The organism is Paenibacillus sp. FSL R7-0313, assembly GCF_037969885.1.
Taxonomy (GTDB): Bacteria; Bacillota; Bacilli; order Paenibacillales; family Paenibacillaceae; genus Paenibacillus.
In genome coordinates, this window is record NZ_CP150219.1 from 4,988,509 (window position 1) to 5,010,211 (window position 21,703).

At 45.0% G+C, this 21,703-nt stretch carries 21 protein-coding genes; 3 read left to right on the top strand and 18 right to left on the bottom strand.

Features of this window, described 5'->3' with window-relative positions; genetic code table 11:
• Nucleotides 1–34 precede the first annotated feature (34 nt).
• The 6 genes from NSQ38_RS21630 to NSQ38_RS21655 all read right to left on the bottom strand — a co-directional run bounded on the left by NSQ38_RS21630 (nucleotide 35) and on the right by NSQ38_RS21655 (nucleotide 6,837).
• Complete coding sequence (locus NSQ38_RS21630) at nucleotides 35–1,444, bottom strand: spore germination protein (protein ID WP_339783998.1); 1,410 nt, start codon at nucleotides 1,442–1,444, stop codon at nucleotides 35–37.
• A 200-nt stretch (nucleotides 1,445–1,644) separates the two neighbouring features.
• Entirely contained in the window at nucleotides 1,645–2,526 is an 882-nt protein-coding gene (locus NSQ38_RS21635) for a carbohydrate ABC transporter permease (protein WP_339783999.1), read from the bottom strand.
• 15 nt (nucleotides 2,527–2,541) lie between these two features.
• Complete coding sequence (locus NSQ38_RS21640) at nucleotides 2,542–3,432, bottom strand: sugar ABC transporter permease (RefSeq protein WP_074094979.1); 891 nt, start codon at nucleotides 3,430–3,432, stop codon at nucleotides 2,542–2,544.
• Nucleotides 3,433–3,486: 54 nt separating this feature from the next.
• Nucleotides 3,487–4,752 carry an extracellular solute-binding protein gene (locus NSQ38_RS21645; protein ID WP_339784000.1) on the bottom strand — a complete coding sequence of 422 codons (1,266 nt, stop codon included), beginning with the start codon at nucleotides 4,750–4,752 and terminating at the stop codon, nucleotides 3,487–3,489.
• 85 nt (nucleotides 4,753–4,837) lie between these two features.
• Nucleotides 4,838–5,722: an AraC family transcriptional regulator gene (locus NSQ38_RS21650; RefSeq protein WP_339784001.1), complete on the bottom strand. Its 885-nt coding sequence runs from the start codon at nucleotides 5,720–5,722 to the stop codon at nucleotides 4,838–4,840.
• Nucleotides 5,723–5,838: 116 nt separating this feature from the next.
• The gene (locus NSQ38_RS21655) at nucleotides 5,839–6,837 is read right to left on the bottom strand and encodes a LacI family DNA-binding transcriptional regulator (RefSeq protein ID WP_339784002.1); all 999 of its coding nucleotides are present in this window, start codon (nucleotides 6,835–6,837) and stop codon (nucleotides 5,839–5,841) included.
• A gap of 161 nt (nucleotides 6,838–6,998) precedes the next feature.
• Here NSQ38_RS21655 and NSQ38_RS21660 point away from each other — a divergent pair, with 161 nt between their 5' ends.
• Nucleotides 6,999–7,424 (top strand): MaoC family dehydratase, encoded by a 426-nt coding sequence (locus NSQ38_RS21660; RefSeq protein WP_074094976.1) that lies wholly within the window; start codon nucleotides 6,999–7,001, stop codon nucleotides 7,422–7,424.
• A 65-nt stretch (nucleotides 7,425–7,489) separates the two neighbouring features.
• Here NSQ38_RS21660 and NSQ38_RS21665 read toward each other — a convergent pair whose 3' ends face one another.
• The 10 genes from NSQ38_RS21665 to NSQ38_RS21710 all read right to left on the bottom strand — a co-directional run bounded on the left by NSQ38_RS21665 (nucleotide 7,490) and on the right by NSQ38_RS21710 (nucleotide 17,752).
• A complete protein-coding gene (locus NSQ38_RS21665; RefSeq protein WP_339784003.1) occupies nucleotides 7,490–8,680 on the bottom strand; it encodes a PLP-dependent aminotransferase family protein in 1,191 nt (396 codons plus the stop codon).
• Between the two features lie 179 nt (nucleotides 8,681–8,859).
• A complete protein-coding gene (locus NSQ38_RS21670; protein WP_339784004.1) occupies nucleotides 8,860–10,008 on the bottom strand; it encodes an NAD(P)/FAD-dependent oxidoreductase in 1,149 nt (382 codons plus the stop codon).
• Nucleotides 10,009–10,014: 6 nt separating this feature from the next.
• Complete coding sequence (locus NSQ38_RS21675; protein WP_047842870.1) at nucleotides 10,015–10,734, bottom strand: methyltransferase domain-containing protein; 720 nt, start codon at nucleotides 10,732–10,734, stop codon at nucleotides 10,015–10,017.
• On the bottom strand, nucleotides 10,721–11,878 hold the full coding sequence (locus tag NSQ38_RS21680) for a type III polyketide synthase (RefSeq protein WP_091030798.1): 1,158 nt from the start codon (nucleotides 11,876–11,878) through the stop codon (nucleotides 10,721–10,723). The genes NSQ38_RS21675 and NSQ38_RS21680 overlap by 14 nt, the downstream gene beginning before the upstream one ends.
• Before the next feature lie 256 nt (nucleotides 11,879–12,134).
• Complete coding sequence (locus tag NSQ38_RS21685; protein WP_339784005.1) at nucleotides 12,135–13,019, bottom strand: alpha/beta hydrolase; 885 nt, start codon at nucleotides 13,017–13,019, stop codon at nucleotides 12,135–12,137.
• A 5-nt stretch (nucleotides 13,020–13,024) separates the two neighbouring features.
• Nucleotides 13,025–14,491 (bottom strand): methyl-accepting chemotaxis protein, encoded by a 1,467-nt coding sequence (locus tag NSQ38_RS21690; protein ID WP_339784006.1) that lies wholly within the window; start codon nucleotides 14,489–14,491, stop codon nucleotides 13,025–13,027.
• A 116-nt stretch (nucleotides 14,492–14,607) separates the two neighbouring features.
• A complete protein-coding gene (locus tag NSQ38_RS21695; RefSeq protein ID WP_339784007.1) occupies nucleotides 14,608–15,297 on the bottom strand; it encodes a hypothetical protein in 690 nt (229 codons plus the stop codon).
• Between the two features lie 12 nt (nucleotides 15,298–15,309).
• Nucleotides 15,310–15,843, bottom strand: a complete 534-nt coding sequence (locus tag NSQ38_RS21700; RefSeq protein WP_339784008.1) for a hypothetical protein — start codon at nucleotides 15,841–15,843, stop codon at nucleotides 15,310–15,312.
• 167 nt (nucleotides 15,844–16,010) lie between these two features.
• Complete coding sequence (locus tag NSQ38_RS21705; protein ID WP_339784009.1) at nucleotides 16,011–17,084, bottom strand: HAMP domain-containing sensor histidine kinase; 1,074 nt, start codon at nucleotides 17,082–17,084, stop codon at nucleotides 16,011–16,013.
• Complete coding sequence (locus NSQ38_RS21710; protein WP_338594556.1) at nucleotides 17,081–17,752, bottom strand: response regulator transcription factor; 672 nt, start codon at nucleotides 17,750–17,752, stop codon at nucleotides 17,081–17,083. Before NSQ38_RS21710 ends, NSQ38_RS21705 begins: the two co-directional genes overlap by 4 nt.
• Before the next feature lie 197 nt (nucleotides 17,753–17,949).
• On the opposite strand from NSQ38_RS21710, the gene NSQ38_RS21715 reads away from it, so the two are divergent.
• Entirely contained in the window at nucleotides 17,950–18,966 is a 1,017-nt protein-coding gene (locus NSQ38_RS21715) for a zinc-binding dehydrogenase (RefSeq protein ID WP_339784010.1), read from the top strand.
• 146 nt (nucleotides 18,967–19,112) lie between these two features.
• Here NSQ38_RS21715 and NSQ38_RS21720 read toward each other — a convergent pair whose 3' ends face one another.
• Nucleotides 19,113–20,132, bottom strand: a complete 1,020-nt coding sequence (locus tag NSQ38_RS21720) for a Gfo/Idh/MocA family oxidoreductase (protein WP_339784011.1) — start codon at nucleotides 20,130–20,132, stop codon at nucleotides 19,113–19,115.
• A gap of 180 nt (nucleotides 20,133–20,312) precedes the next feature.
• On the opposite strand from NSQ38_RS21720, the gene NSQ38_RS21725 reads away from it, so the two are divergent.
• Entirely contained in the window at nucleotides 20,313–21,182 is an 870-nt protein-coding gene (locus NSQ38_RS21725; RefSeq protein ID WP_339784012.1) for a MurR/RpiR family transcriptional regulator, read from the top strand.
• A gap of 40 nt (nucleotides 21,183–21,222) precedes the next feature.
• Here NSQ38_RS21725 and NSQ38_RS21730 read toward each other — a convergent pair whose 3' ends face one another.
• Nucleotides 21,223–21,576: an MmcQ/YjbR family DNA-binding protein gene (locus tag NSQ38_RS21730; RefSeq protein WP_339784013.1), complete on the bottom strand. Its 354-nt coding sequence runs from the start codon at nucleotides 21,574–21,576 to the stop codon at nucleotides 21,223–21,225.
• Nucleotides 21,577–21,703 lie beyond the last annotated feature (127 nt).

Sequence of the window (21,703 nt, forward strand, 5' to 3'; positions counted from 1 at the left end):
TCCCGCTCCCTTGATTGCTTGAGTATGGATTGTTCTAGTCCGGTTTGTTTCTTGGTGCTGGTCGCCACCATACATCCTTGAGTTCCTTGCTCATCGTAGGGGCTACAGGTGACAGATAAGGTGTTCCAAATGAACGAAGACTACTCAGATGAATAACAACCAGGATGACTCCCAGCATCACACCTGTGAGTCCCAGCGTTCCCGCCAGAAACATCATAGGAAAACGCAACAGTCGGGTTGCGATACTGGCAGCATAACGGGGAATCATGAAAGAAGCGATACCGGTAATCGCAACAATGATAATCATGGGTGCTGACACAATTCCAGCACTCGTCGCCGCTTGCCCAATAATTAAGGCTCCCACGATACTGACCGCCGATCCGACCTGCTTCGGCAATCGGACGCCAGCCTCACGCAGTGCTTCAAAGGCGATTTCCATAATGAGCGCTTCCACCAGTGCAGGAAAAGGGATCTCTTCTCTCGCCCGAGCAATACTGAGAAGCAGTACAGTAGGAATCATCTCCTGATGAAACGTAGTAATCGCTACATAAGCCGATGGAAGAAGCATGGATAAAACAAAAAAAATGTATCGCAGCCAGCGTACAAAAACACTCATGAACACATTTTGATAATAATCTTCGGGGGATTGTAACATGGAAAAAATGGTCACTGGTGCGATAAGGGTGAAAGGCGTTCCATCAACGAGAATAGCAAAGCGCCCTTCCAGCAAGTTGGAAGCTACCACATCCGGACGCTCTGTCGCAATCATCTGTGGAAATGGGGAGTATCGCTGGTCGACAATGCCTTCTTCAATGTACTGACTCTCCAGTACGTCTCGGAGCTTTAAATCAGCAAGTCGTGTCTGCACTTCCTTGACCAGTTTGGGGTCAATAACCCCTTCCATGTATACAAGTGAAATACTGGTGTTAGTGCGATCTCCCATGTTACGTGTATGGAGCTTCAACGCAGGTGTCTTGAGACGTTTGCGCAGAAGAGACATATTCATGGTCAATGATTCTGTGAATCCGTCCCGTGCACCGCGCACGGTTGATTCAGCTAAAGGTTCTTCGGTTGAACGATTTGCGGCCTTGTATAGAGGGTAGGTAGTTCCGATTATTAAACCTTCCAGCAGTAGCAAAGCTTCCCCCTCTAATATAGCCTGCACCGCCTGAGTGGTTGTTTCAACACTCTTCACAGAAGACAGGGGAACCTGTGCAGCTTCAATCCCAATTTCCTGAAGGGGCGTTAGCACCTGTCTTTCCAGCCGCTCTGTATCGCATAAACCAACACAATATACGCATACCGCTGAGGTATGACACGCCGTTTGGAACGTATGAAATACAACGTCCGAGCAACCTGTAAAAACGGAGCGTAACATTTCTTGATCAACTGTAAGATGTCCGGTTAATGGCAGGTCCTGCTGTGTTATCGCTGTTGTGTCCATGACGCTTCCCCTTTCCATAAACGCTCCGTCCAGATATTCTCAGTTAAAGGTATCCTTTACTTATAAGTTGGGATATATACGCAAAATATAGAATAGCAAAAAGAGCCGCTCTCTTGAGCGACCCTAATCATATAGAACACTATCCACTCCTATAAATCGGGAGATCTTGCCCTTTGCAATTCCCTATTTTCTATTGATCACTATCCTTTCACAGCACCCAAAGCAACACTTCCAATAATCTGTTTGGAAAATACAGAGAATACAACAATAATAGGCAGGATTGAGATCGCTACACCCAAATACAAGAGTCCATAATCCATCCCATAGTAACCCTGCACTAACGCAACCAATACCGGAAGAGGATATTTATCCAGGGAGAAAAACAGCACAAGCGGTGTTAGGAAATTATTCCATGAACCGATAAATGTGAATATGCCAAGGGCAGCAATCGCTGGCCCCAGAATAGGCAGTACAATCTGATTAAACGTCCGGAACTCACCGGCACTATCCACCCGTGCAGATTCGATAATCTCATCCGGTATGCTGCTCTCCATGAACTGTTTGATAAAGAATACATTAAACGCGTTAGCCGCAGCAGGCAAAATAATGGCGGCATAGCTATCCAGAAGGCCCATCATGCTGAATAGTCGATATACACCAATCAGAGCCAGTTGACCCGGCACCATCATGGTCGCTAACAGAAACAGGAACAACCAGTTCCGCCCTTTGAATTTAAATTTGGCAAAGCCATATGCAGTTAAAGCCCCAATATACAGAGATAACACGGTTGATGTTCCGGCGATGAATATACTGTTGGCAAACCCGCGCCATATGTTGATTTTGGATACCATGTTCATATAGTTATCAACCAAGAATGAGCCCGGGAGAAATGTAAACGTCGAAGCAATCGTTGCATTATTATGTGTTGAATAGATGAGCATCAGATAAAATGGAATAATACAGAGCACGGCTAGACCCACCAACAGCAGATAGATGATGATCTTGCCAACCGTCAGTCGCCTTGTGCTGGCATAATGCTGAATCGTTGCATTTGGTTGTTCCATTGATTTTGCAGTTTGCATGAAGAACTCCCCTCCCTATGAACGGCTCTTTCGCTTGGTCATGATGAAGGATGCAACAGACAACAATATGATAATGATGAACAGGCAAAATGCTATGGCAGCGCCGTAACCAAAACGCGTGCTCTGAAATGCGACATTATAGAGATACATAATACTGGTCATGGCTGCCCGGTCAGGACCGCCAGTTCCATTGGTCAGTGTAAATGGCTGATCGAAAATCTGAATGCCCCCAATAATGGATGTAATCATCTGAAACAGAATAATTGGACGGAGCATCGGCACGATAATATGAATGAAAATATGTTTCTTTTTTGCGCCATCCATCTGGGCAGCCTCCAGCAGAGAAGGATCAATGCCCTGAAGACCAGCTAGGTATATGACCATGGAATAACCGAAGTATTGGAAAAACAAAATGGATGATACAATCAGACGCATAAACCAGGGATCATTTTTCCAGTTAATTGGATCTTGTATTATGCCGGTCTGCACCAAAAAATGATTCAGCCCGCCAGACTGCCAGTCAAAAATCAAGCTGACAAGTAATCCAAGTGATGCAGCCGTAACGATATTGGGAAAAAAGTATACCGCTCTAAAAAAGTCCCGTCCTTTAAGTAGCTTGTCGTTCAGGATAAAAGCCAATACAAGTGAGATTGTGAGTTGAGGAACTACAGATACTCCCCAGATGAATAATGTATTAAACAAGGTTTTGTAAAACAACGGGTCTTGTAATACGGCAACGTAGTTACCGATCCCTACAAAGTCAGGCGTCGTGATGCCATCAAAGTTGGTGAAACTGATGTAAAGCGAATATAAAATGGGATACAGCCCAAAAGTGGTGAAAATAATAAAAAACGGAGCAATGAAGTAGTAGCCGTAATGGTCCTTGCGAATTGTTTTGGCAAACATGTTCTATCCCCCCAGTTATCATCGGATGTGTATAATCATTCGCTCGCTTATAAGCTAATCCACTTCCAGCTCCGGAAATCTCAAGGTAACATCACGTTTGATTCGCTTTACGACTTCTTCTTTGGTCTGAATGTCCTTATTGAGATATAACTGGAGTACAATCTTGTAGATATCATTGTTAATCGTGGCATCATATTTGGTGCGTTCGTATACAGGCACCCGTTTTGCCGCCTCCGAGAAGAACTCAAAATGCTTCTGTCCTCCCAAATAGGACGATGAGAGCGACGGGGCAAGTTTATCATTCACAACCATGTTGCTGGTGAAATAATCCTGTTCTTTGGCTAACTCCGACAGAAAGTTGTGGTCAAAGTTGTAGAACTCGATAAACTTCCAGGCGAGATCTTTTTTGTCACTTTTACTATACATCGCTATATACGTTCCACCTGAACTAAAGGCTGACGGTCCCTGGGCCAAGCCCCACATGCCTTCGGTATCCGGGGCGTTTGCCTTGAACGTATATTGCAGGGCCCAGGTTGCCCCGGGATAAAACATGACCTCTCCTTTTTGCATGGATGCAGCGTAACCGGCACTTCCATCTTCATACTCGGCAAGTACATTCCGCTCACGTGCTTCACGTACAAGATCGAGCACTTCCAAGTAGGTTGGATCGATGACGAGTTTACCGTCCTTCACCCAAGGAATACCATCATATGAATTCGATATAGCATTCCAATTTGCCAAAGCATGTACTTTATTCCCGCTAAGTTGCTGCACCTTCTCTCCAATCTCGAAGATCTTCTCCCATGTATCGATCTGTGAACCCACCTGCTCAGGATCATCGGTGCCCAGATATTTCTTCGCCAAATCCCGACGATAATAGATGCCCCCTGGTGTTCCCTGATAACCTATCGCTCTGACATTTCCTTCACTGTCCTTTTCATTAGCCTGCACAAAAGCATATTGTTCCTGGATAAGTTCATTGGCGTTATACGGAGAAGCGGATAGATTCTCCAGGTATGGAACGTCAATCAGCTCTCGAATATTCGCATTTTCAATCATAAATACATCTGGAGCCTTCGAGGTTGTCTGTAGCGCAGATTTCAGCTTGGTGATATAGAAATTACCGGGGATGTTGACAAAGTTCACTTTAATGTCTGGATATTTCTGTTCAAATTTCTCGATGGCATACTTTGCTTCATCGGTAAAACTCCACACGGTAATCTCCTGTTGCTTGGTTTGATTTGACGGACTGAACTGACAACCAGCTAACAACAGCGCTGCACATACAAATACAATAGTTGGCTTAAACCACTTCTTCATAGGCCCCCTCCTTCAAAAAGGAAACGCTTACAATTTATTAGAGTATATTGATTTTGGAGAGGGCTTTCTCCACAAATATTGTGCATTACCCTTCATATTTTGTGATATTCGTACGGTGTTTCTTACGAAATTCGGAAGGTGTGCAGTCATTATATTTTTTGAAAAGACGATTATAGGAGTTCACATTGTTGAACCCATGTCCGATCGCAATCTCCAGAATGGTATCCTGACGGAACAATAAGGCCCACTCTGATTTGATAATTCGAAAATGATTCAAGTATTCCATCAGTGTTACTCCCTTGATCTCTTTGAACAGCTTGCAGACATGAAACTTGCTGAACTTAATATGTTCCGCCACCTGTTCCAGCTTGATCGGTTCAGCATAATGCTCCTCCAGATATTCACAGACCGATTCAAGGAATTCAAATTTTTTGGAGGAAGTACAGGGCCATGCTGAAGATGTTGATTCATCGGTGGTAACGGGTACTTTTGTACGCAATAAAAGTATGATGAGATCGTACAATCTGGATACCATTAACCATCGATATCCCGGCTTCTGATTTTTCTTCTCGGTAATGATAACATCTATATATTGAGCCAGATTGCTCTGACTTCCTGTATTTGAGGGAATGACTGTTGTTTTGTTGAAAAGTTGTCCGAGATCCTGAATTTCGGCTTCGGTCGTGAAACTTCCCGTTAACAATTCAAGTCGGAACAAGATAATGGTCAGCTGCTCGGTCCCCGGCAAAAAGCAGTGCACATCCCCCGGTTTGATCAGCAGCACATCCCCTTTTTCCAACTCACACACATGGTCGTTCACGCCAATTCTGGCGCTCCTGCCATTGACAAAAATCAGTTCAACCTCATCATGCCAGTGTGCAGCATAATTAAACTGATTTCCTGTGTGAATTACCCGAATGGGAAAACCTTCTTGCATATGGCCTGTCTCCAAAAAAGTGGGTACGCCCATCGTATCAACCTCCATTTATTTCCAACGCAAAAAAACTCCTCGTCTTTATATTATGCATAAATGGCTACTCTCCTTTCTTTTTAAGTATTTAAAATTCTATAGAATGAAAAAACTCCTCAACTCAGGTTGAGGAGCCGAACAGAATCACGTTCCACACATTGGATGTCCAGTGAATATAACGTCTCTACGATCTCTCCATTCAGCATTTGGAAGAGAACATGACCTGCAAGCTGGCCTGCATCCCTCTTTGGCTGACGAAAAGTGGTTAGTGGTGGATTCATGTACTGAGATGCAGGTATATTGTCAAAGCCAATGACGGATAACTGTTCAGGAATTGATATATCATGTTCCCTGAAGGCTTCCAAGCCACCGATCGCCATTTCATCATTCGCGAAGAATACAGCGGATGGCAACTCTCCTTCAAGCAGTTTCTTGGCTGCAATGTAGCCATCTTGCTTCATGTATTGCCCGCCAATTTTCCATTCGGGGTTCTCTTCAATGCCTGCCTCCTTCAAGGCTTTCAAATAACCTTGATAACGCTGGAGATTACATTCCGATTGTGATGGACCACTAATATAAGCTATTGTCCGATGCCCTTTATCGATCAGATAACGGGTAGCCAAGTAACCGCCTTGCGTATCACTCATCAAAACCTTTACAATATGTTGAGCATCCAGATCCCGATCCATAACCACAATCGGAAACCCTGCTTCAGATGCTTCAACAAGCAACTGATCTTGAATATTCTGAGCGATAACAATAGCTCCATCAATTCTTCGTTCTCGAATGTAACGGTGGGCTGTTGATTTCTCTCCACCCAACGAACTACATACAATCATATCGTATCCATGACTCATGACGACGGTTTCTATTCCGTTCACCAAATCCGAGAAATACGGACTGGACATGTCATGCACAATCACACCAATGGTGTGTGTACTATTTCGTTTCATTTCAGATGCAGGGCCGTTCTTCACGTAATTAAGTTGGCTTGCTGCTGCGAGTACTCTCTGCCTTGTTGGCTCACTTACATTCCCTTTATCGTTGAGTACGCAAGATACAGTTGAACTGGCTACACCAGCCATCTTGGCTACATCTTTAATCGTTGTCATCATATATACTCCTCAAAGACAGTTTCATCTGTTTCGTCCGTTATAGCAGTAACACAGCAATACACACGGGATAGTTCACTAGCATTTTAACACGTCAGTCCAGTCATGTCTCTTAGCAAACCATCAACTACGAAAAAACATATTAAAGAAACCGAGGTGCCTTCATGAGATTTAGTGAATATGTAATAGGTCAGCGCTACGAAACCACATCCTTGGCATTATCCAAGAGCGATATTATTGAGTTTGCCACAATCTATGATCCACAGTACATGCATTTGGATGAGGAAAAGGCCAAGCAAGGCCGCTTTGGCAGTTTAATTGCTTCTGGCATGCAAACAATGAATATCTCCTTTAAATTATGGATTGAGGTCGGGGTCTATGGAGAGCATGTCGTTGCGGGCACCGGAATGAATAACATTCAATTCCTGAAGCCTGTCTTTCCGGATGATGAACTTCATGTCATTGCAGAAGTCATAGGACTGACTCCCAGACGAAAAGGAAATGGGATTGTTACCGTGTTGCTGAGTACATTCAATCAAAAGAATCAAAAGGTATTCCAGGCAGAATTAAGTGCATTAATCGATAATTAAGGGCTGTCAAAGGCCAAAAAGAAGCCGCCAACTGGCGACTTCTTCTGGATATATTTTTTATAATATTAAGCGTTATAGCCTTTCAATACCTGCCCCAAAATCTCTACACCCTTGACAATCTGTTCGTCTGACGGGGTTGAGAAATTAAGTCTGATGGCATTACAAGGGTCTTGCTCGTTCACCAGGAATGCATTTCCCGGTACAACCGCAACCCCTTGAGCTGCCGCTGTCTTGGCATAATCAAGCATTGGCACATGTGCTGGCAGGTCACACCAGAGGAACAGCCCACCATCCGGTTGAGTATACGTAATGGACTCCCCCATATGCTTTTGCAGGTTGTCCATCATCAATGTTGCTTTTCTCCGATATACCTCACGAATGCTGTTAATGTGACCCGCGTAGTCATACTCTGTCATGAACTTGTACGCCAGAATCTGTGGAAGCATGGCTGTATGTACGTCTTCTCCCTGTTTGGCAACAACCATCTTCTCCACAACTTCATGTGGTGCTTGTACAAAACCGACACGCAGTCCCGCTGACAGAATTTTGGAGAATGATCCAACATAGATGACCAGACCCTCATCATCCATAGACTTGATGGTTGACACATCTTCTCCATTGAATCGAAGTTCTCCGTACGGGTTATCTTCCAGAATCATAACACCATACTTCTTGGCCAGCTCGTATATGGCCTTACGTTTCGCAAGACTTGTCGTTACACCGGTCGGATTCTGAAAACTTGGGATCACGTAGATCAGTTTTACATTTTTCTCCGTTTGCAGCGCCTCTTCCAGCTTCTCGATATCCATACCGTCCATCTCCATCGGAACACCAGCAAGCTTTGCACCTGATGCCCGGAAGGAGTTCAGGGAACCGATAAAGCTCGGACTCTCACAGATGATTGTATCCCCTTCATTACAGAACACTTTACAGGCAAGTTCAATCCCCTGCTGCGCTCCAGATACGATGAACAATTGATCGGATGCTTTCCCCGTATCAAACCCTGTCTTCAAATGTTGAGTCAATGCTTCCCTGAGGGGAACATATCCTTCCGTAATTCCATATTGCAGAGCCGTGACCGGGTCATGCTCCAGAATGGTTTGGGTGAACGTGCGAATCGCCTCAATCGGAAAGGTTTCCGGAGCGGGATTACCCGCAGCGAATGGAATCACATTTTGCCCCGAAGAAGCCTTCAGAATCTCTCGAATAATGGATGGTTGCAGTGCTGCGATACGATTGGAAAATGAATAGTTCATCTTAAATAGTGCCTCCCGACATTTCATCTGACTTAGTTCTCTATCGTTACATTAGATTCTATTATACGAGCATTTCCCAAATTTCCAAACTGTCTCGACAAAATTAATGTTTATACACCAAAAAAGAGGCCGCCGACAGCAACCTCTTTTGCATAAGTATTGAGCAAAGTTTCAATGGATTAGCGCACTGCGTTCATCTCGGATAACCGTGTGGCCTTCACAACATAAGCGGCTAAACCGGGGATCATCCGCGCCAGACCAGGATAGAATTTATTGGTTTTGGCAAAAGCCAGCTTCTGAATTCTTCTTGCGCGTCTAAGCAATTGGGTGAATTCCCGGCTTGCTTCCAGCGTGTAGTTACTCTGCCAATCGGCATGTTCAATATCACCTTGCAGGTACTTGTCAGTCCACCTTGCGCACAGGAGTGAGGAGCGAAGGGCGATGGACATTCCGTCTCCGCATAAAGGCGGTATCATCAGCATGGCATCCCCAATATGCGGATATTGGGACCATGGTTCAGGAACATTGGACAGATGCAGCGGTGCAATCGACACTTGCGTTCCATCTACAGGCTCTCCTTCAGCTAAACGGGCTGCCAAACTCACGTTTGTCAGGGAAGCCGCCTGTAAAATATCGTTTACAGACTTGCCACTTCCCTGGACGGTATCCAGTGTCAACAATGCGGCGACATTCACATTGCCGTCCTCAATCGGGGAAATCCCTACATACCCTCCCTCGCAAAAATATAACTCTACCCTTGCGGGAATCTGGATACCCCTGAAGTGGGATTTAACACCAACATATACGGTTTGGTCCCGCAGATCAGGTGCGGAAGCCATCCCACGCGGCTTCTTGGTCCCATGTGCTCCGATGACGGCTTTGGCTCTGTAGCTGATCCGCTCATTTCCCTGTTTCACCTGAACCTCATAACTGGCATCCTCAAGCTGCTCAATGCTCGTTATGGTCGCTTTGGTAACAATCTGGGCTCCGGCCGCCAGAGCTTTCTGATGCAAAATCTGGTCCAGCTCATATCGGCTTATGCCATAAGCGAATCCTGGCAACGGTGCTTCAATCACTCCGCCTTGTGGCAAAACAATTTTGGCATGATCCATGGAGCTGGGTTTCTTCGTCTGCTCCAGAAGGTGAATGTCCAGAACTTCCAGCATCTCCTTGGTTTCAGGTGACATGAACTCACCGCAGGTTTTGTGCCGAGGGAACTCCTGGCGATCCAGCAAAAGGGTCCGATGACCTTTTCCTGCCAGTTGCATTGCACACGTACTGCCGGCAATCCCGGCTCCGATGACAATCACATCTATCGATTTCGACACGTAAGTTCACCTGCCTTTCGTGGGAATAACAACAGAGTAACGGAACAAAGGCTTCCATTCATAAGTCATCGTATCATGATTTAGCCGTTGTTTAAGTTCCTTCCAATCCCTGCCTGTAAAGCCTTTGGCTACAGAAAGAGGCCCATCATGACGGATATATCTATTGCGCGAGATCATTCGTGTTGTAATCCAGACCGCTTTATAGGATACGGGGTGGCGGTGAATATCATTAATGACGACACCGTATCTGGATGCTCGCAGCATATGAGAAACCATATCAACCAGCTGATCTCCGTCAAAATGATGCACGAACTGGGAACCTGTCACAATATCTGCTGAAGCATCCGGCAGTTGTGTAAGATCGGCACGTTGTACCCGGACTCGGGGTTCGTCACGGAATAGTTGTCTCGCTTCCTCACACGCCTCTTCCGTCAGATCAACCAGCGTAATTTCCAACTGAACACCCTGACGATCTGCCCATTGCAGTAGTTTCTGGTTCACATCTCCTGAACCTGCCCCCACATCCAGTAGAGTCAGCTTATCCGGCCTGCCGACAGAGTTCCACAACTTCTCTACACCAGCCAGAGTTGGGCCAGGTGCTGCAAATATTTTGTTAAGACGTCTCAGATGTCTAAGCGCTTCACGCAGCTCCTCCCCTCCCAGAGAGAAATCATCCATCAGTTCATCTTCCTTGGCTCGAATGGACAATGTTCTAAAAAAGGACATGATCGTGCTCCTCCATCACTGAAGATAATGAGGGTACATAAGTGAATTTCATCAACTCTGCGGTGAGTCCCGGTCCAAATGCCATGGCTACACCATCTGTAGAGGATTGAACCTGTGCCTTCATGTCCTCACGCATCGCGTTCAGTACAAACAGAATGGTATTGGAAGATAAGTTACCATACGTTCTGAGGACATCCCTGCTATACTTTGTTTGCTCGTCTCGCAGTTTCATTACATTCTGTACAGAGTCCACAATCCCACGTCCTCCCGGATGAATGGCCCACAGTTCAGGAAGCTGTTCACTTTGCAATAAGAGACGCAGTTCCTCTTCCAGGTGAACACCTAACAGCTTTGGAATACGAGGGGATAGATACAGGTCATACCCCAGATTCCCTACCTCCCAGGTCATATCTTCAGTCGAATCCGGAAGAAGCACAGAATAACCCGTGCCCAGACTCAGAACATTCTTGTGCTGAGGTTCTGGTGTACCCACTACACAGGAAGAAGCAGCGTCTCCGAAGAATGAAGCTGCAAACAGCGCTTCCCGATCTTGTACGGGCTGAAAATGAATGGTGCACAACTCTACACAGACCACAAGGACCTGTGATCCGGGAGCTCCCTGCACAACATCTCGTGCCATCTGAATGGCTTTCAACCCTGCCGCACACCCCTGAAAGATCAGCGGCAGTCGATTAACTCGGGCAGACAAACCCAAATGACGGATGAGCATAACATCAAGACCCGGCAGATATTGACCGGTGCAGCTGACCGTGATGATATGCGTGATACTCTTTGGAGATACGCCTGAATCCTCCAGGGCTTTCTCTGCCGCCTCAATCCCGAGTGGAAGCGCCTCTCGCTTGTATGTATTCATTCGTTCTTCGGTTGTCGGGATGTCTGATCGCTCACCAGAGGGCAGATAACGGCATTCTTCCAGTGAACCCAGATAGCTCGGTTCCACGGTATATCGTGTTTCAACACCACAGGACTTGAATATTCGTCTGGCAAAACGGGCCAAATCTGGCCGATCCTGAAGAGAAGAAGCGATTAGTTCTGCAATATCTGACTGCGCTACGGGGTGAGCAGGTAGAGCCGTTCCCATGCCAAGAATCGCGATATCGGATGGACTGTTATATTGGTTCATAATAAACCTCCTGGTATTGGTCATTATTTCCTCTAATTTAACAACTCTTACCCTTAACGATATCGTTATAATCTCAATAAGGCTCCTAATCCAGTTTATTAACACATCCTCAAGCTCAGAAGCTTGGTTTCATCAAGCCATTGAAGCAGTCACACCAATGAATGAAAAAAGCCGCCATTAGGCGACTTCAAGGTATCTTTTTAAATAACTTTCTCAAATAATTTCTAACCACTTCTCAACGTCGTTCTGATGTACGTTATTTGGAAAATGCTTCTCTGATCTTGTCACTCATCCGGTACCAGGCATCCTCAGCCATCTGGAGATCGCCAAAATGCGTAAATCCGTGAGCGGCTCCCTCGTACTCCTTAAGAGTCACCTTAACACCGCTTGCTTCCAGCCTTGCTGCATATGTTCTTGCTTCTTGGGCCAGTGAATCTTTCTCCGCGGTAATAATCAATGCTTCTGGAAGACCCTCTACTGATGTTGCAAGCACAGGTGAAGCCAACGGGTCTTGCGCATCTTCTGGCGTTTCAAGGTACATGGCATTAAACGTTCTGGCGATCTCGGCTGGAATGGCTTCTTCAAAACTCGGTTTCTCGGCCGGATCTGTAGCCACATCCAATACGGCATAATCCATAACTTGCAGAACAAGCGGCAGCTCGCCACCACTTTGCTGATTCAGTAAACACACTGCTGCAGCAAGATTACCACCAGCACTATGCCCCCCAATAGCGAATAGAGACGGGTTAACCGATAAGGATTGCGGATTGGCGTGGACCCACTGTACAACGTCGTAACATTCATGGACCGCCGTTGGGAACTTGTGCTCTGGTGCAAGACTGTAATCGATATTAACGACCACACAATCAGATCGATCAGCGATCAGACGACACCATGGATCATCCATCTCTGCTTGTCCCAAGATGAAACCACCCCCATGCATATTAAAGAAGACTGGCAGAGGAGCGGAATGGTCCCTATCCGGTGTATACACAAGTACACGTGTATCACCTTTCGTCGTAGGAATCATGACTTCTTTTACTGTGACAGCATACGTGGAACTGGGTTGAAGAGCTGCACCTGTACCGACGACATTTTGACGCATACGTTGTACCATTTCCAGTTGTTGTTGTTGATCCATAGATATCACTCCTTATTATGATTACCAATGAGTTCCTGCAACCGCAGACTTGAATGATTAATTCTGCTAATAAATTCGTAGATAACATCAATGTTATTTTCCTGCTCTTGCGTCGTTGCCAGTACACCTTCGATTGCGACTGCATGTTCTTGCGAAATATCGGAAATATGATCCACTTGCGTTCGTACTTGAGTAAAGATCAGGCTCATCTGATCCGTCATGCCCAATTCCTTAGCTATGTATTGATCAACATGTTCGAATGTGGACCTGATGTGGTCGAAACTCTCAAGTACCTGTTCAGTGATCGCTTCTCCTTCTTTTACGGCAGCATTGCCTATGGCGGCCTTCTCCACCACGAGCTGTGTCTTTCTTTTGATATTATGAATGATCTCATTAATTTGTTTGACCGTATCGGAGCTTTCCTGTGCAAGCTTCTTGACTTCATGAGCTACGACGGCAAAGCCAACTCCAGCTTCCCCTGCTCTTGATGCTTCGATGTTGGCATTCAATGCCAGGAGATGGGTCTGATCCGAGATCTGGTTAATGGCCGATAGGAAGGTATTCACATCATCCATACTTTGGTTCAATTCCTGGACTGTCGTCATCGAATCGGTTACTGCTCCGTTAATCATGTTCATCTGCTTGCCCATTTGCACAATTCGATCCGAACTTTGACGAACAACTTGTCCGTTATCGGACGAGATTTGGGCAAGGTGATGTGATATCTGATTGATCTCCACCATCTGTGCATCTGCCGTGTTCACCATCTCACTGATACGTGTAATGCTGCCTGATTGATCGCGAATGCCTCCAGTCACTTCCTGAATGTTCGATGTTACGCTGTCGCTCATCTGCTTCAGATTACGGATATCATCATTACAACTGGCAATATGGGTATTTAGAGTAGATGTGTTCTCTTGAATCACCTTCACCATATTATCGAGTGCCTTCACAAGATCTCTGGCTTCTGCTTCTTTGTCGAGGGCGACCTGAATCAAGTCCCTTCCTCGTTTACATACAAAATACAGAGCAACAATGGTCAGTTCAATGAACCCAATGGTCATGTAAAAGGTCGTATCGTATTGCTGATGGTCCGCGTAATAGATCACGATATAAGCAATATTATACATTGCACCGAATCCATACAAGAGAACACGGTTCAGATAAAGTGAGATAACGCATAGAACAACCACGATGAGCATGCCTGCTCCCGGAGATTGGATATATTGAGTGGTTGCAGTCAGAATCGCGATCATCAGCACAACCATGATCATGACCGTTTTTTTCTTACGATACATCAAAAATGATGCAATGGAAAGCTCAACAAACAGCGAGAATACAACTGCAAGTTCAACCTGCTTACTACGGATGAAAAAACAGAAAGCGAGCAGCGTTAGCCATAGAATCGTGGCGATAATTTTATTAATTTTGGAAGTGTTGTTTCTGAAAAAGCTGTTGTCCATGACTTGCATGGTAATTCCCCCTCAACGACTTGTGAACTGCTCTGCGATGATTTTGGTCATAATCAAAATGATATTAAGCAGGAGTACATAACACCATTCCATGCTAATTCCCCCCTCTTTCATCTTCACTGTTCGTGTGTTGCACTCCCCTGCTCCATATTGGACTCCTTTTTCTTGTGGAACATCATCCAGACTCCCATCAGACAAAATAAAGCGCTGCACCCCATGCCAAACAAGCTGCTGGTCTTTAATGCAAGCGGTGAGGATTGCATGGTAAGCAGTGTCGCTTGTGTCACAACGATGGACACCATAGCATCGGTGAAGTTAATCATTTTCAATGTAGATATGATCGGATTATGGAGATGACGGTTAGCCCAAGTACCGTACACAGCAAAAGCCAGCTTGGTAAAAGCGACTGTAGCTACGATATACACAATGATGCCGCTATAGATAAAGGCATCGCCGATCAGATACATTCGCAGGCAGACTATCAAATAGGATACACCCAGAAAGCAAAGGAAAAGACCTCCGCGCTTATAGACCGTAAGCTCCAATGCATATCTTTCTTGGGGAGACTCCATCCTTTTGGCAACTTTATATTGTTGAAGCACCTGCCCTTTGGCTACACACAGAATCAGATAATATACAGCATTCGTGACGAACCATCCGGAAAGGAGATATATCCCCAGGATTAACTTACCTATTCCGATCAAAGCATTGATAACAAGGGATGCAGCGTTAATCATGGCCGTCCGGTCTTGCTTATTTCCAAGATAACGGACCCACATGGACTTCAAGTATGTCTTCATTTTCATAAGATATTCATACTACTTGGCGAGCAGACCATTCGCCTTTTCACATACCTCGTATATTTCGTCATATTTCTTGTCAATGTACGGCGTGACCTTGTCGGACTTTTTCTTGCAAAGCCCGCTATAGCTGAAATACGGAATAATCCAGCCTGCGAAACCAGGGATCGCCAGAGTAATGGTAAGAGGCAGCATGTTAGCCTGATATGCAAACACCGAACCAGCCATACATGCTGTGCCGACAATTCCGATAATATAAGCAACGGCAGAAGCTCCCATGATCTTGGATCGTTCCAATGTTGCTATCTCGGTAACACAGGATTCGAACTGTCTTTGCAGGCGGGTCAACTCCGCTTTGTTGCGAATCTTGCGATCCCGCTTAAACTTCATCGTGACAGAACCCACGTTTTGAAATGGTGTTGAAGTAGCTTCCAGAATCCATCCGAAGTGCGCATATCCGTCCGTATACAATGATTCAACATCTTGCTTCACAATGACGTCTTTATATTCATAGCCAACGAAGCTATGTTCAGTTCTGATCATCTCATTCATGCTTGGCATCACTCCTCAATTGTTTTCCTGGTATCCCTCATTGGATGTTCCTATCGTACCGACCAAATGTTTATAAGTTGCTTATGAAATGTTTACGAAATATGAATAAAAGCCTGAATTCGATGGTTTCGAATTCAGGCTTAGCTATTTAAGCTCACGTAACTAGGCTATATGTTACTCTCCCACTTTAACTTAACGGTGAAGGTTGTGCCCTTCTGCGGTTTGCTCTCCACTGAAATAACACCCCCTACCAACTCAATGACACGCAAGGAAAGAGCGAGACCAAGGCCATTTCCCTCTCCGTGATGGGAGGGGTCCCCTTGAAAGAATTTATCGAAGATATGTTTCATCGTTTCTTCATTCATGCCACAGCCTGTGTCCGATACCATGACTGTAATGGTGTCTTCATCCGACGTCTGCTTGAGGGTGATCTTTCCTCCGGGAGATGTGAATTTGAGCGCATTGGAGAAGAGGTTATGCCATACGATCTCCAGCATGCTCTCTTCCGCATGAATGATCGCACGATCTTCGATATCCACCATGAATTCAATATCTTTTTCTTCCCAGGTCTGTTCAAAATATAGAGCACATTCGGCAAGCTGCCTGCACAGATCATAAGGCTCGGCAACAGGGATAATCTCCTGATTCTCCAATTTGTTCAGCTTCAGGATATTAACGACGAGGGTCGCGAGTTTGTTCGTGGAAGAAATGATGGTTTCTGTGTACTCTTTTCGGAGCTCTGGCCGTATATCATCCTGTTGCAACGCCATGGCATACCCGTGGATGACCGATAACGGGGTCTTAATCTCGTGAGATACATTGGAGATGAAATCATTTTTCAACGTTTCAATACTGTTCAGTTCTTCTACCATTTTATTAAAATCCTCAAACATCACATCCACGTAGTTCTGCTTATCTGCTCGGTGAATCGGTTCCAGATACACGGAAAAATCACCTTCCGCTACCTGCTTCGCAGCCTCACTGAGCTTGCGCATCGGCTTATCGAAGGCATTATACTTCTGCCTTGCTGTCACCAGGCAAAAAATAAGACTGACGATGACCCAGTATCCCGAGATACCGAAAATGTAGGGCCATGGGACATAACCCACGGGCAGATAGGCGTTATAGATGAGAGCTTGTCCTGCGGTCAATGTAGATAACAAGAGATACGTACCGAGAAACTCTTTCCATGATAGTAGTGGCTTTTTAATTCGCACGTCCGTGATCTGTGTCTTGCTCATTGCAATACGGCCTTGTAGCCAAGTCCATGAACCGTTACGATTTTAAAATCCTCACACACGGAGAACTTGTCCCGAAGTTTCACAATGTAGACGTCCACTGCACGCAGGCTGGTCTGACTGTCTATGCCCCAGAACTCGTCCATCAGCTGTGCACGGGAAAAGGTATGTTTGGGATAGGAAAGCAGTTTGTAAAGGATATTGAATTCTCGCACCGTTACGGAAATTTCTTCTCCATTCACCGTTGTTGTCATATCATTTGCATCCATCAACAGACTTCCTACACTCAGCTTCTTCTCATGGGCAATATTGGCCCGCCGCAACAGCGCACCTACACGCAGGACGAGCTCGTCCAGATCCACTGGTTTGACCATATAATCATCGATCCCAGCCTGATACCCTTTTTGTTTCGAGGAAATATCGTCACGTGCTGTAACAAAAAGAATGGGAATGGTTTTATTAATCTGTCTCACCGTCTCTGCAAACTCAAATCCGTCGATCTCTGGCATCATGACATCGGAAATCAGAAGATCGTACATGTCGTTATACATCAAATCATACGCCTCTCGCGGATTAAAACATCCGATAGCGTGATAACCGTTATTGGTTAGATATGTACAGATAATACGATTCAGTTTAATATCGTCCTCTACCACAAGTATTTTGATCATCTAATCATCCTCTCGTGCTGCATGTCCTCATTATAATGTCCAGATGTTAAAAAATTGTTTAAACCGTCTATCTATCATCTGTTAAATTAATATCTCATAAACAATATTCAAACAACACGGAAACATCGCTGCATCATGATAAACGTACTCAGTCGCTCAAGCAGTGAATGATAATCAGTCATAAGGAGTGAATCAAGATGAAAGCAGCTATTTATTATGGTAGAAATGATATTCGTGTGGAAGAAAAACCAATGCCGGTTGTCGGTCCAACCGATGTCCTGGTTCGAAATCTGCGCGGTGGAATCTGCGGAACCGATATTAATATTGTTAAAGTGGGTCAAGGGGATATGGGCATCAGCCTGGGCTCTGAATTTGGACATGAGATGGTTGGTGAAGTTGTTGAGATCGGCTCTGACGTTGCTTCGGAGATCCACATCGGAATGCGTGTAGGCATTAATCCCATTACCGCCAAAAAAGTCGGACGACGCAAATCGCTGGAATGCTCCGGATTCTCCCAGTACGTTCTGGTAGAAGAAGCCCAGCTTGATTATAACTTATATGTAATAGATCCAAGTGTTCCGGCAGAAGTAGCCTCATTGATTGAACCCATGAGTGTAGGACGACATGGGGCTTTCAGTGCAGATCCGAAGCCTGAAGATCGGATTGTCGTCATGGGTGCGGGTCCGATTGGCCTGCTGGCTGCTGCAAGTCTGATTGCTGAGGGTATGAAACAGGTATGTGTTGTCGATATCGACGAATGGCGTCTCGCCAAAGCTGCAGGACTCGGTGCTCTGACCGTGAATACCTCGGCTACTACCCTCGAAGAGGGACTCTCTGCACACTTCGGCAGCGTTAATGTATACGGCGTTGAGGTGCCTAATGTCGATGTATTTATCGATGCGGCTGGTGCTCCCGTGTTGTTCGAGAAGATCATGAAGATTGTCAAACCGCAGGCCAGAATCTCCATTATTGCCGTATATAAAACCGAGGTGCCCATCAGCCTGCAACAGGTGATGTCCAAAGAAGTGCAAGTGAAAGGTTCCAGTGGATACACGCACGAGGATTTCAGTAAGGTTGTGGAACATCTGACCCACTTCCATCATGAATTATCCACCCTTGTAACACAGGTATACAAACTGGATGATATCCAGGAAGCCTTTAATACAGCCATTCAGGCCAAAGGAACGGTTAAAGTGGTTGTGGATTTAACTTAATACCTCACAAGTCCAGATGCATTCCAAAACTCAAAATGAAATAAATTGAATGACAAAAGCCACCTGAAGGTGGCTTTTTGTCGCTCATCTTTACTTACCTTTTCTTTGAAACTGATCTATAATCGTAAGCTCAAATGCTTATTTGTTTACTTGCACGCTGCTATACCTTGTTCCAGAATCCCCATCGCGGTAATCGTTTCTTCATCTTTGATGACCTTATCCTTGCCATGTACAATGGCTTGATAGATATCGTCATACACTCGGGCGTAGTCGCCAATCTCCGAAACCACTTTTTCCTCATGATAGATTCCTTCATCATCCAGATAGGTCAAGACGCCATAGTGCTGTGGGAGATCCACGCCAAAATCAGCTTGTCCCTTTGGCAGATAAAACAATTTCAGATGTTCCTCCTGACGATCCTCCGTTTGTTTCACAAACATCCCCTTCTTGCCATATACCACAAAGCTTGGACGGGGCTTCAAGCGGAAAAAGCTTGATTTTACGGATACCTTGAGGGTGGAATAATAAAAGTCCAGGTCAAAGTAATCGTTCATTCTTCCCTCACCAAGCAGTTGACGCACATCGGAATGGATGGTATCCGGCTTGCCAAAGTAGGACAACACCTGGTCGATGGTATGCACCCCATGCCCGTATAGATAGCTGTTATATTTGGAAAAATGGGAGGTGTTGTTCGGAATTTCCGGGCGATAGTAATCGTAGTGCATCTCTACTTCCAACAGATCCCCCAACTTGCCTGATTCAATTACTTTCTTCGTTGTAAGGAAGTCCGAATCATAACGTCTGTTCTGATAACATTGGATCACCAGATTTTTCTCTTTGGCGTATTGGAAGATAGATATGGCCTCGGCCTGTGTTAACATGAACGGTTTCTCCACAAGCACATGTTTTCCGTGATCAAGTGCCATTTTCGCGTATGAATAATGGGACTCCGTGTGTGTGCAGACCACCACCAATTGAATGTCCTCATCATTCATCAATGTAGTGACATCATCCGTGTAGTTTACGTCAGGTATACGATCCCACTCGGTTTTATCCAGATTGCGTGCGTATATGATCTTTACGTTCAGATGATCCCGATTCAATGAAAACGGAAGATGGTATCGATTCGTGCTTTTGCCATTACCAATGTATCCGATGGTTAACATAATCATTCCCCCCAAAGCTCTTTTTCATTTATTATAAAAGAAGACAGCCCTGAATAAAGGCTTTGCCGCCATAACGGTACAATCGACCATATTTATGTATCCTTAACGGTCTGTCTGTAAACAAAATGTTTAATGAACGCCCGTTAATCGACGTTATTCAACTTATTTGGGGTGAATTTATTGAAAATATTAACTCAATTATCCGACATGTATAACTTTACACCGAATGAAAAAAGCATCGCTTCTTATATATTGACACATAAGGACCGTATTCTACACTTCAATGTGCAAGAACTCGCGAAAGTCACCTATACCTCACATTCGGCAATTAACCGACTCATTCACAAACTTGAACTCACTGGCTTCAAAGAATTCATGATTCGACTTGCCCGGGAATTTGAGCAGGACTCCGCCCAGAACATATCCAATGTGGACCCTAATTATCCGTTCAGTCTGGGTGAGTCTTCGCTTCAGGTGGCAAAAGAAATTGCCGAATTAATGAAGGAGACCATCGAGAAGAATGTGGCATATATGGACGATGACTTGCTGTCACATACAGCGCAATTGCTGGATCGGGCTGATCGGATATTCATCTACGCCTTGGGCGATTCACAGATCCGGGCGAAAAGTTTTCAAAATAAATTGTTCAAAATCAACAAATATGTAGTCATTGCCACCGAGCTGTCTGAATGGGCGCACCATACTGTCAATCTGACAACAAGAGATTGTGCCATTTTCCTCACCTATCATGGAAAATCTCAGAGTTATATTACAGCGGCCCATCATTTTAAGCGTGAGAGTATCCCTTTTATCACCATTACGGCAACCAGTCAGAGTGAACTGGCAAAGCTCAGCTCCATCTGTATACGAGTTCCCGATGATGAAGTGAAGCTTGCCAAGATTGGATCTTTTTCTTCCCAGATTGCTTTCGAATATGTGTTAAACGTCATCTACTCCTGTATCTATAAAATCGAATACGCGACGAATAGACAGACATTAGCCGAGACATATGAGAAACTCCAGGTCACTGACCTGATGAATGACGAGTAACATGAGTTAAATTGGTGTTAACTCAAATAGAAATGCTTCACTATTCGGCCAGAGATTCCCGAGCGCTTTTCGGAAGGGATTTGACAACCATATCATACGAGTGATCGATCATGACGTAGACATCCTCATCTGACAAGGAACCATCCAGTGTAATGGTATTCCAGTGTTTTTTGTTCATATGATATCCCGGTTGAACTGCTTCATGCTGCTCTCTCAGGTTCTCTGCAATAACGGGATCACATTTTAAGTTTAAGCGACAGTGCTTTTCTTTGTTTTCAAAAATAAGCGCGAACATCTTACCCGCAACCTTAATCGCGACTGGATCAGGACCAAATGGATAATCCTTGGTCGCGCCTTTCTTCTTCAAACTGTATTCAATCATCGTATCCTTCAAGTCAGTACCTCCCTTTCACCATTGGACGATATAATGATACCGAATGTAAGTTCGTATGTAAATAAGCTCGTTGCACATAAAAGCACATAATAAAACCTTCTCCATATGAGTGGAGAAGGTTTTATCT

Bases quoted from the DNA above. Each gene is read 5' to 3' on its own strand.
- NSQ38_RS21685 (WP_339784005.1), bottom strand. From the start codon at position 13,019: ATGGATCAACAACAACAACTGGAAATGGTACAACGTATGCGTCAAAAT.
- NSQ38_RS21690 (WP_339784006.1), bottom strand. From the start codon at position 14,491: ATGCAAGTCATGGACAACAGCTTTTTCAGAAACAACACTTCCAAAATT.
- NSQ38_RS21715 (WP_339784010.1), top strand. From the start codon at position 17,950: ATGAAAGCAGCTATTTATTATGGTAGAAATGATATTCGTGTGGAAGAA.
- NSQ38_RS21700 (WP_339784008.1), bottom strand. From the start codon at position 15,843: ATGAATGAGATGATCAGAACTGAACATAGCTTCGTTGGCTATGAATAT.
- NSQ38_RS21645 (WP_339784000.1), bottom strand. From the start codon at position 4,752: ATGAAGAAGTGGTTTAAGCCAACTATTGTATTTGTATGTGCAGCGCTG.
- NSQ38_RS21695 (WP_339784007.1), bottom strand. From the start codon at position 15,297: ATGAAAATGAAGACATACTTGAAGTCCATGTGGGTCCGTTATCTTGGA.
- NSQ38_RS21680 (WP_091030798.1), bottom strand. From the start codon at position 11,878: ATGAACCAATATAACAGTCCATCCGATATCGCGATTCTTGGCATGGGA.
- NSQ38_RS21705 (WP_339784009.1), bottom strand. From the start codon at position 17,084: ATGAGCAAGACACAGATCACGGACGTGCGAATTAAAAAGCCACTACTA.
- NSQ38_RS21650 (WP_339784001.1), bottom strand. From the start codon at position 5,722: ATGGGCGTACCCACTTTTTTGGAGACAGGCCATATGCAAGAAGGTTTT.
- NSQ38_RS21710 (WP_338594556.1), bottom strand. From the start codon at position 17,752: ATGATCAAAATACTTGTGGTAGAGGACGATATTAAACTGAATCGTATT.
- NSQ38_RS21655 (WP_339784002.1), bottom strand. From the start codon at position 6,837: ATGATGACAACGATTAAAGATGTAGCCAAGATGGCTGGTGTAGCCAGT.
- NSQ38_RS21630 (WP_339783998.1), bottom strand. From the start codon at position 1,444: ATGGACACAACAGCGATAACACAGCAGGACCTGCCATTAACCGGACAT.
- NSQ38_RS21665 (WP_339784003.1), bottom strand. From the start codon at position 8,680: ATGAACTATTCATTTTCCAATCGTATCGCAGCACTGCAACCATCCATT.
- NSQ38_RS21675 (WP_047842870.1), bottom strand. From the start codon at position 10,734: ATGTCCTTTTTTAGAACATTGTCCATTCGAGCCAAGGAAGATGAACTG.
- NSQ38_RS21635 (WP_339783999.1), bottom strand. From the start codon at position 2,526: ATGCAAACTGCAAAATCAATGGAACAACCAAATGCAACGATTCAGCAT.
- NSQ38_RS21640 (WP_074094979.1), bottom strand. From the start codon at position 3,432: ATGTTTGCCAAAACAATTCGCAAGGACCATTACGGCTACTACTTCATT.
- NSQ38_RS21660 (WP_074094976.1), top strand. From the start codon at position 6,999: ATGAGATTTAGTGAATATGTAATAGGTCAGCGCTACGAAACCACATCC.
- NSQ38_RS21720 (WP_339784011.1), bottom strand. From the start codon at position 20,132: ATGTTAACCATCGGATACATTGGTAATGGCAAAAGCACGAATCGATAC.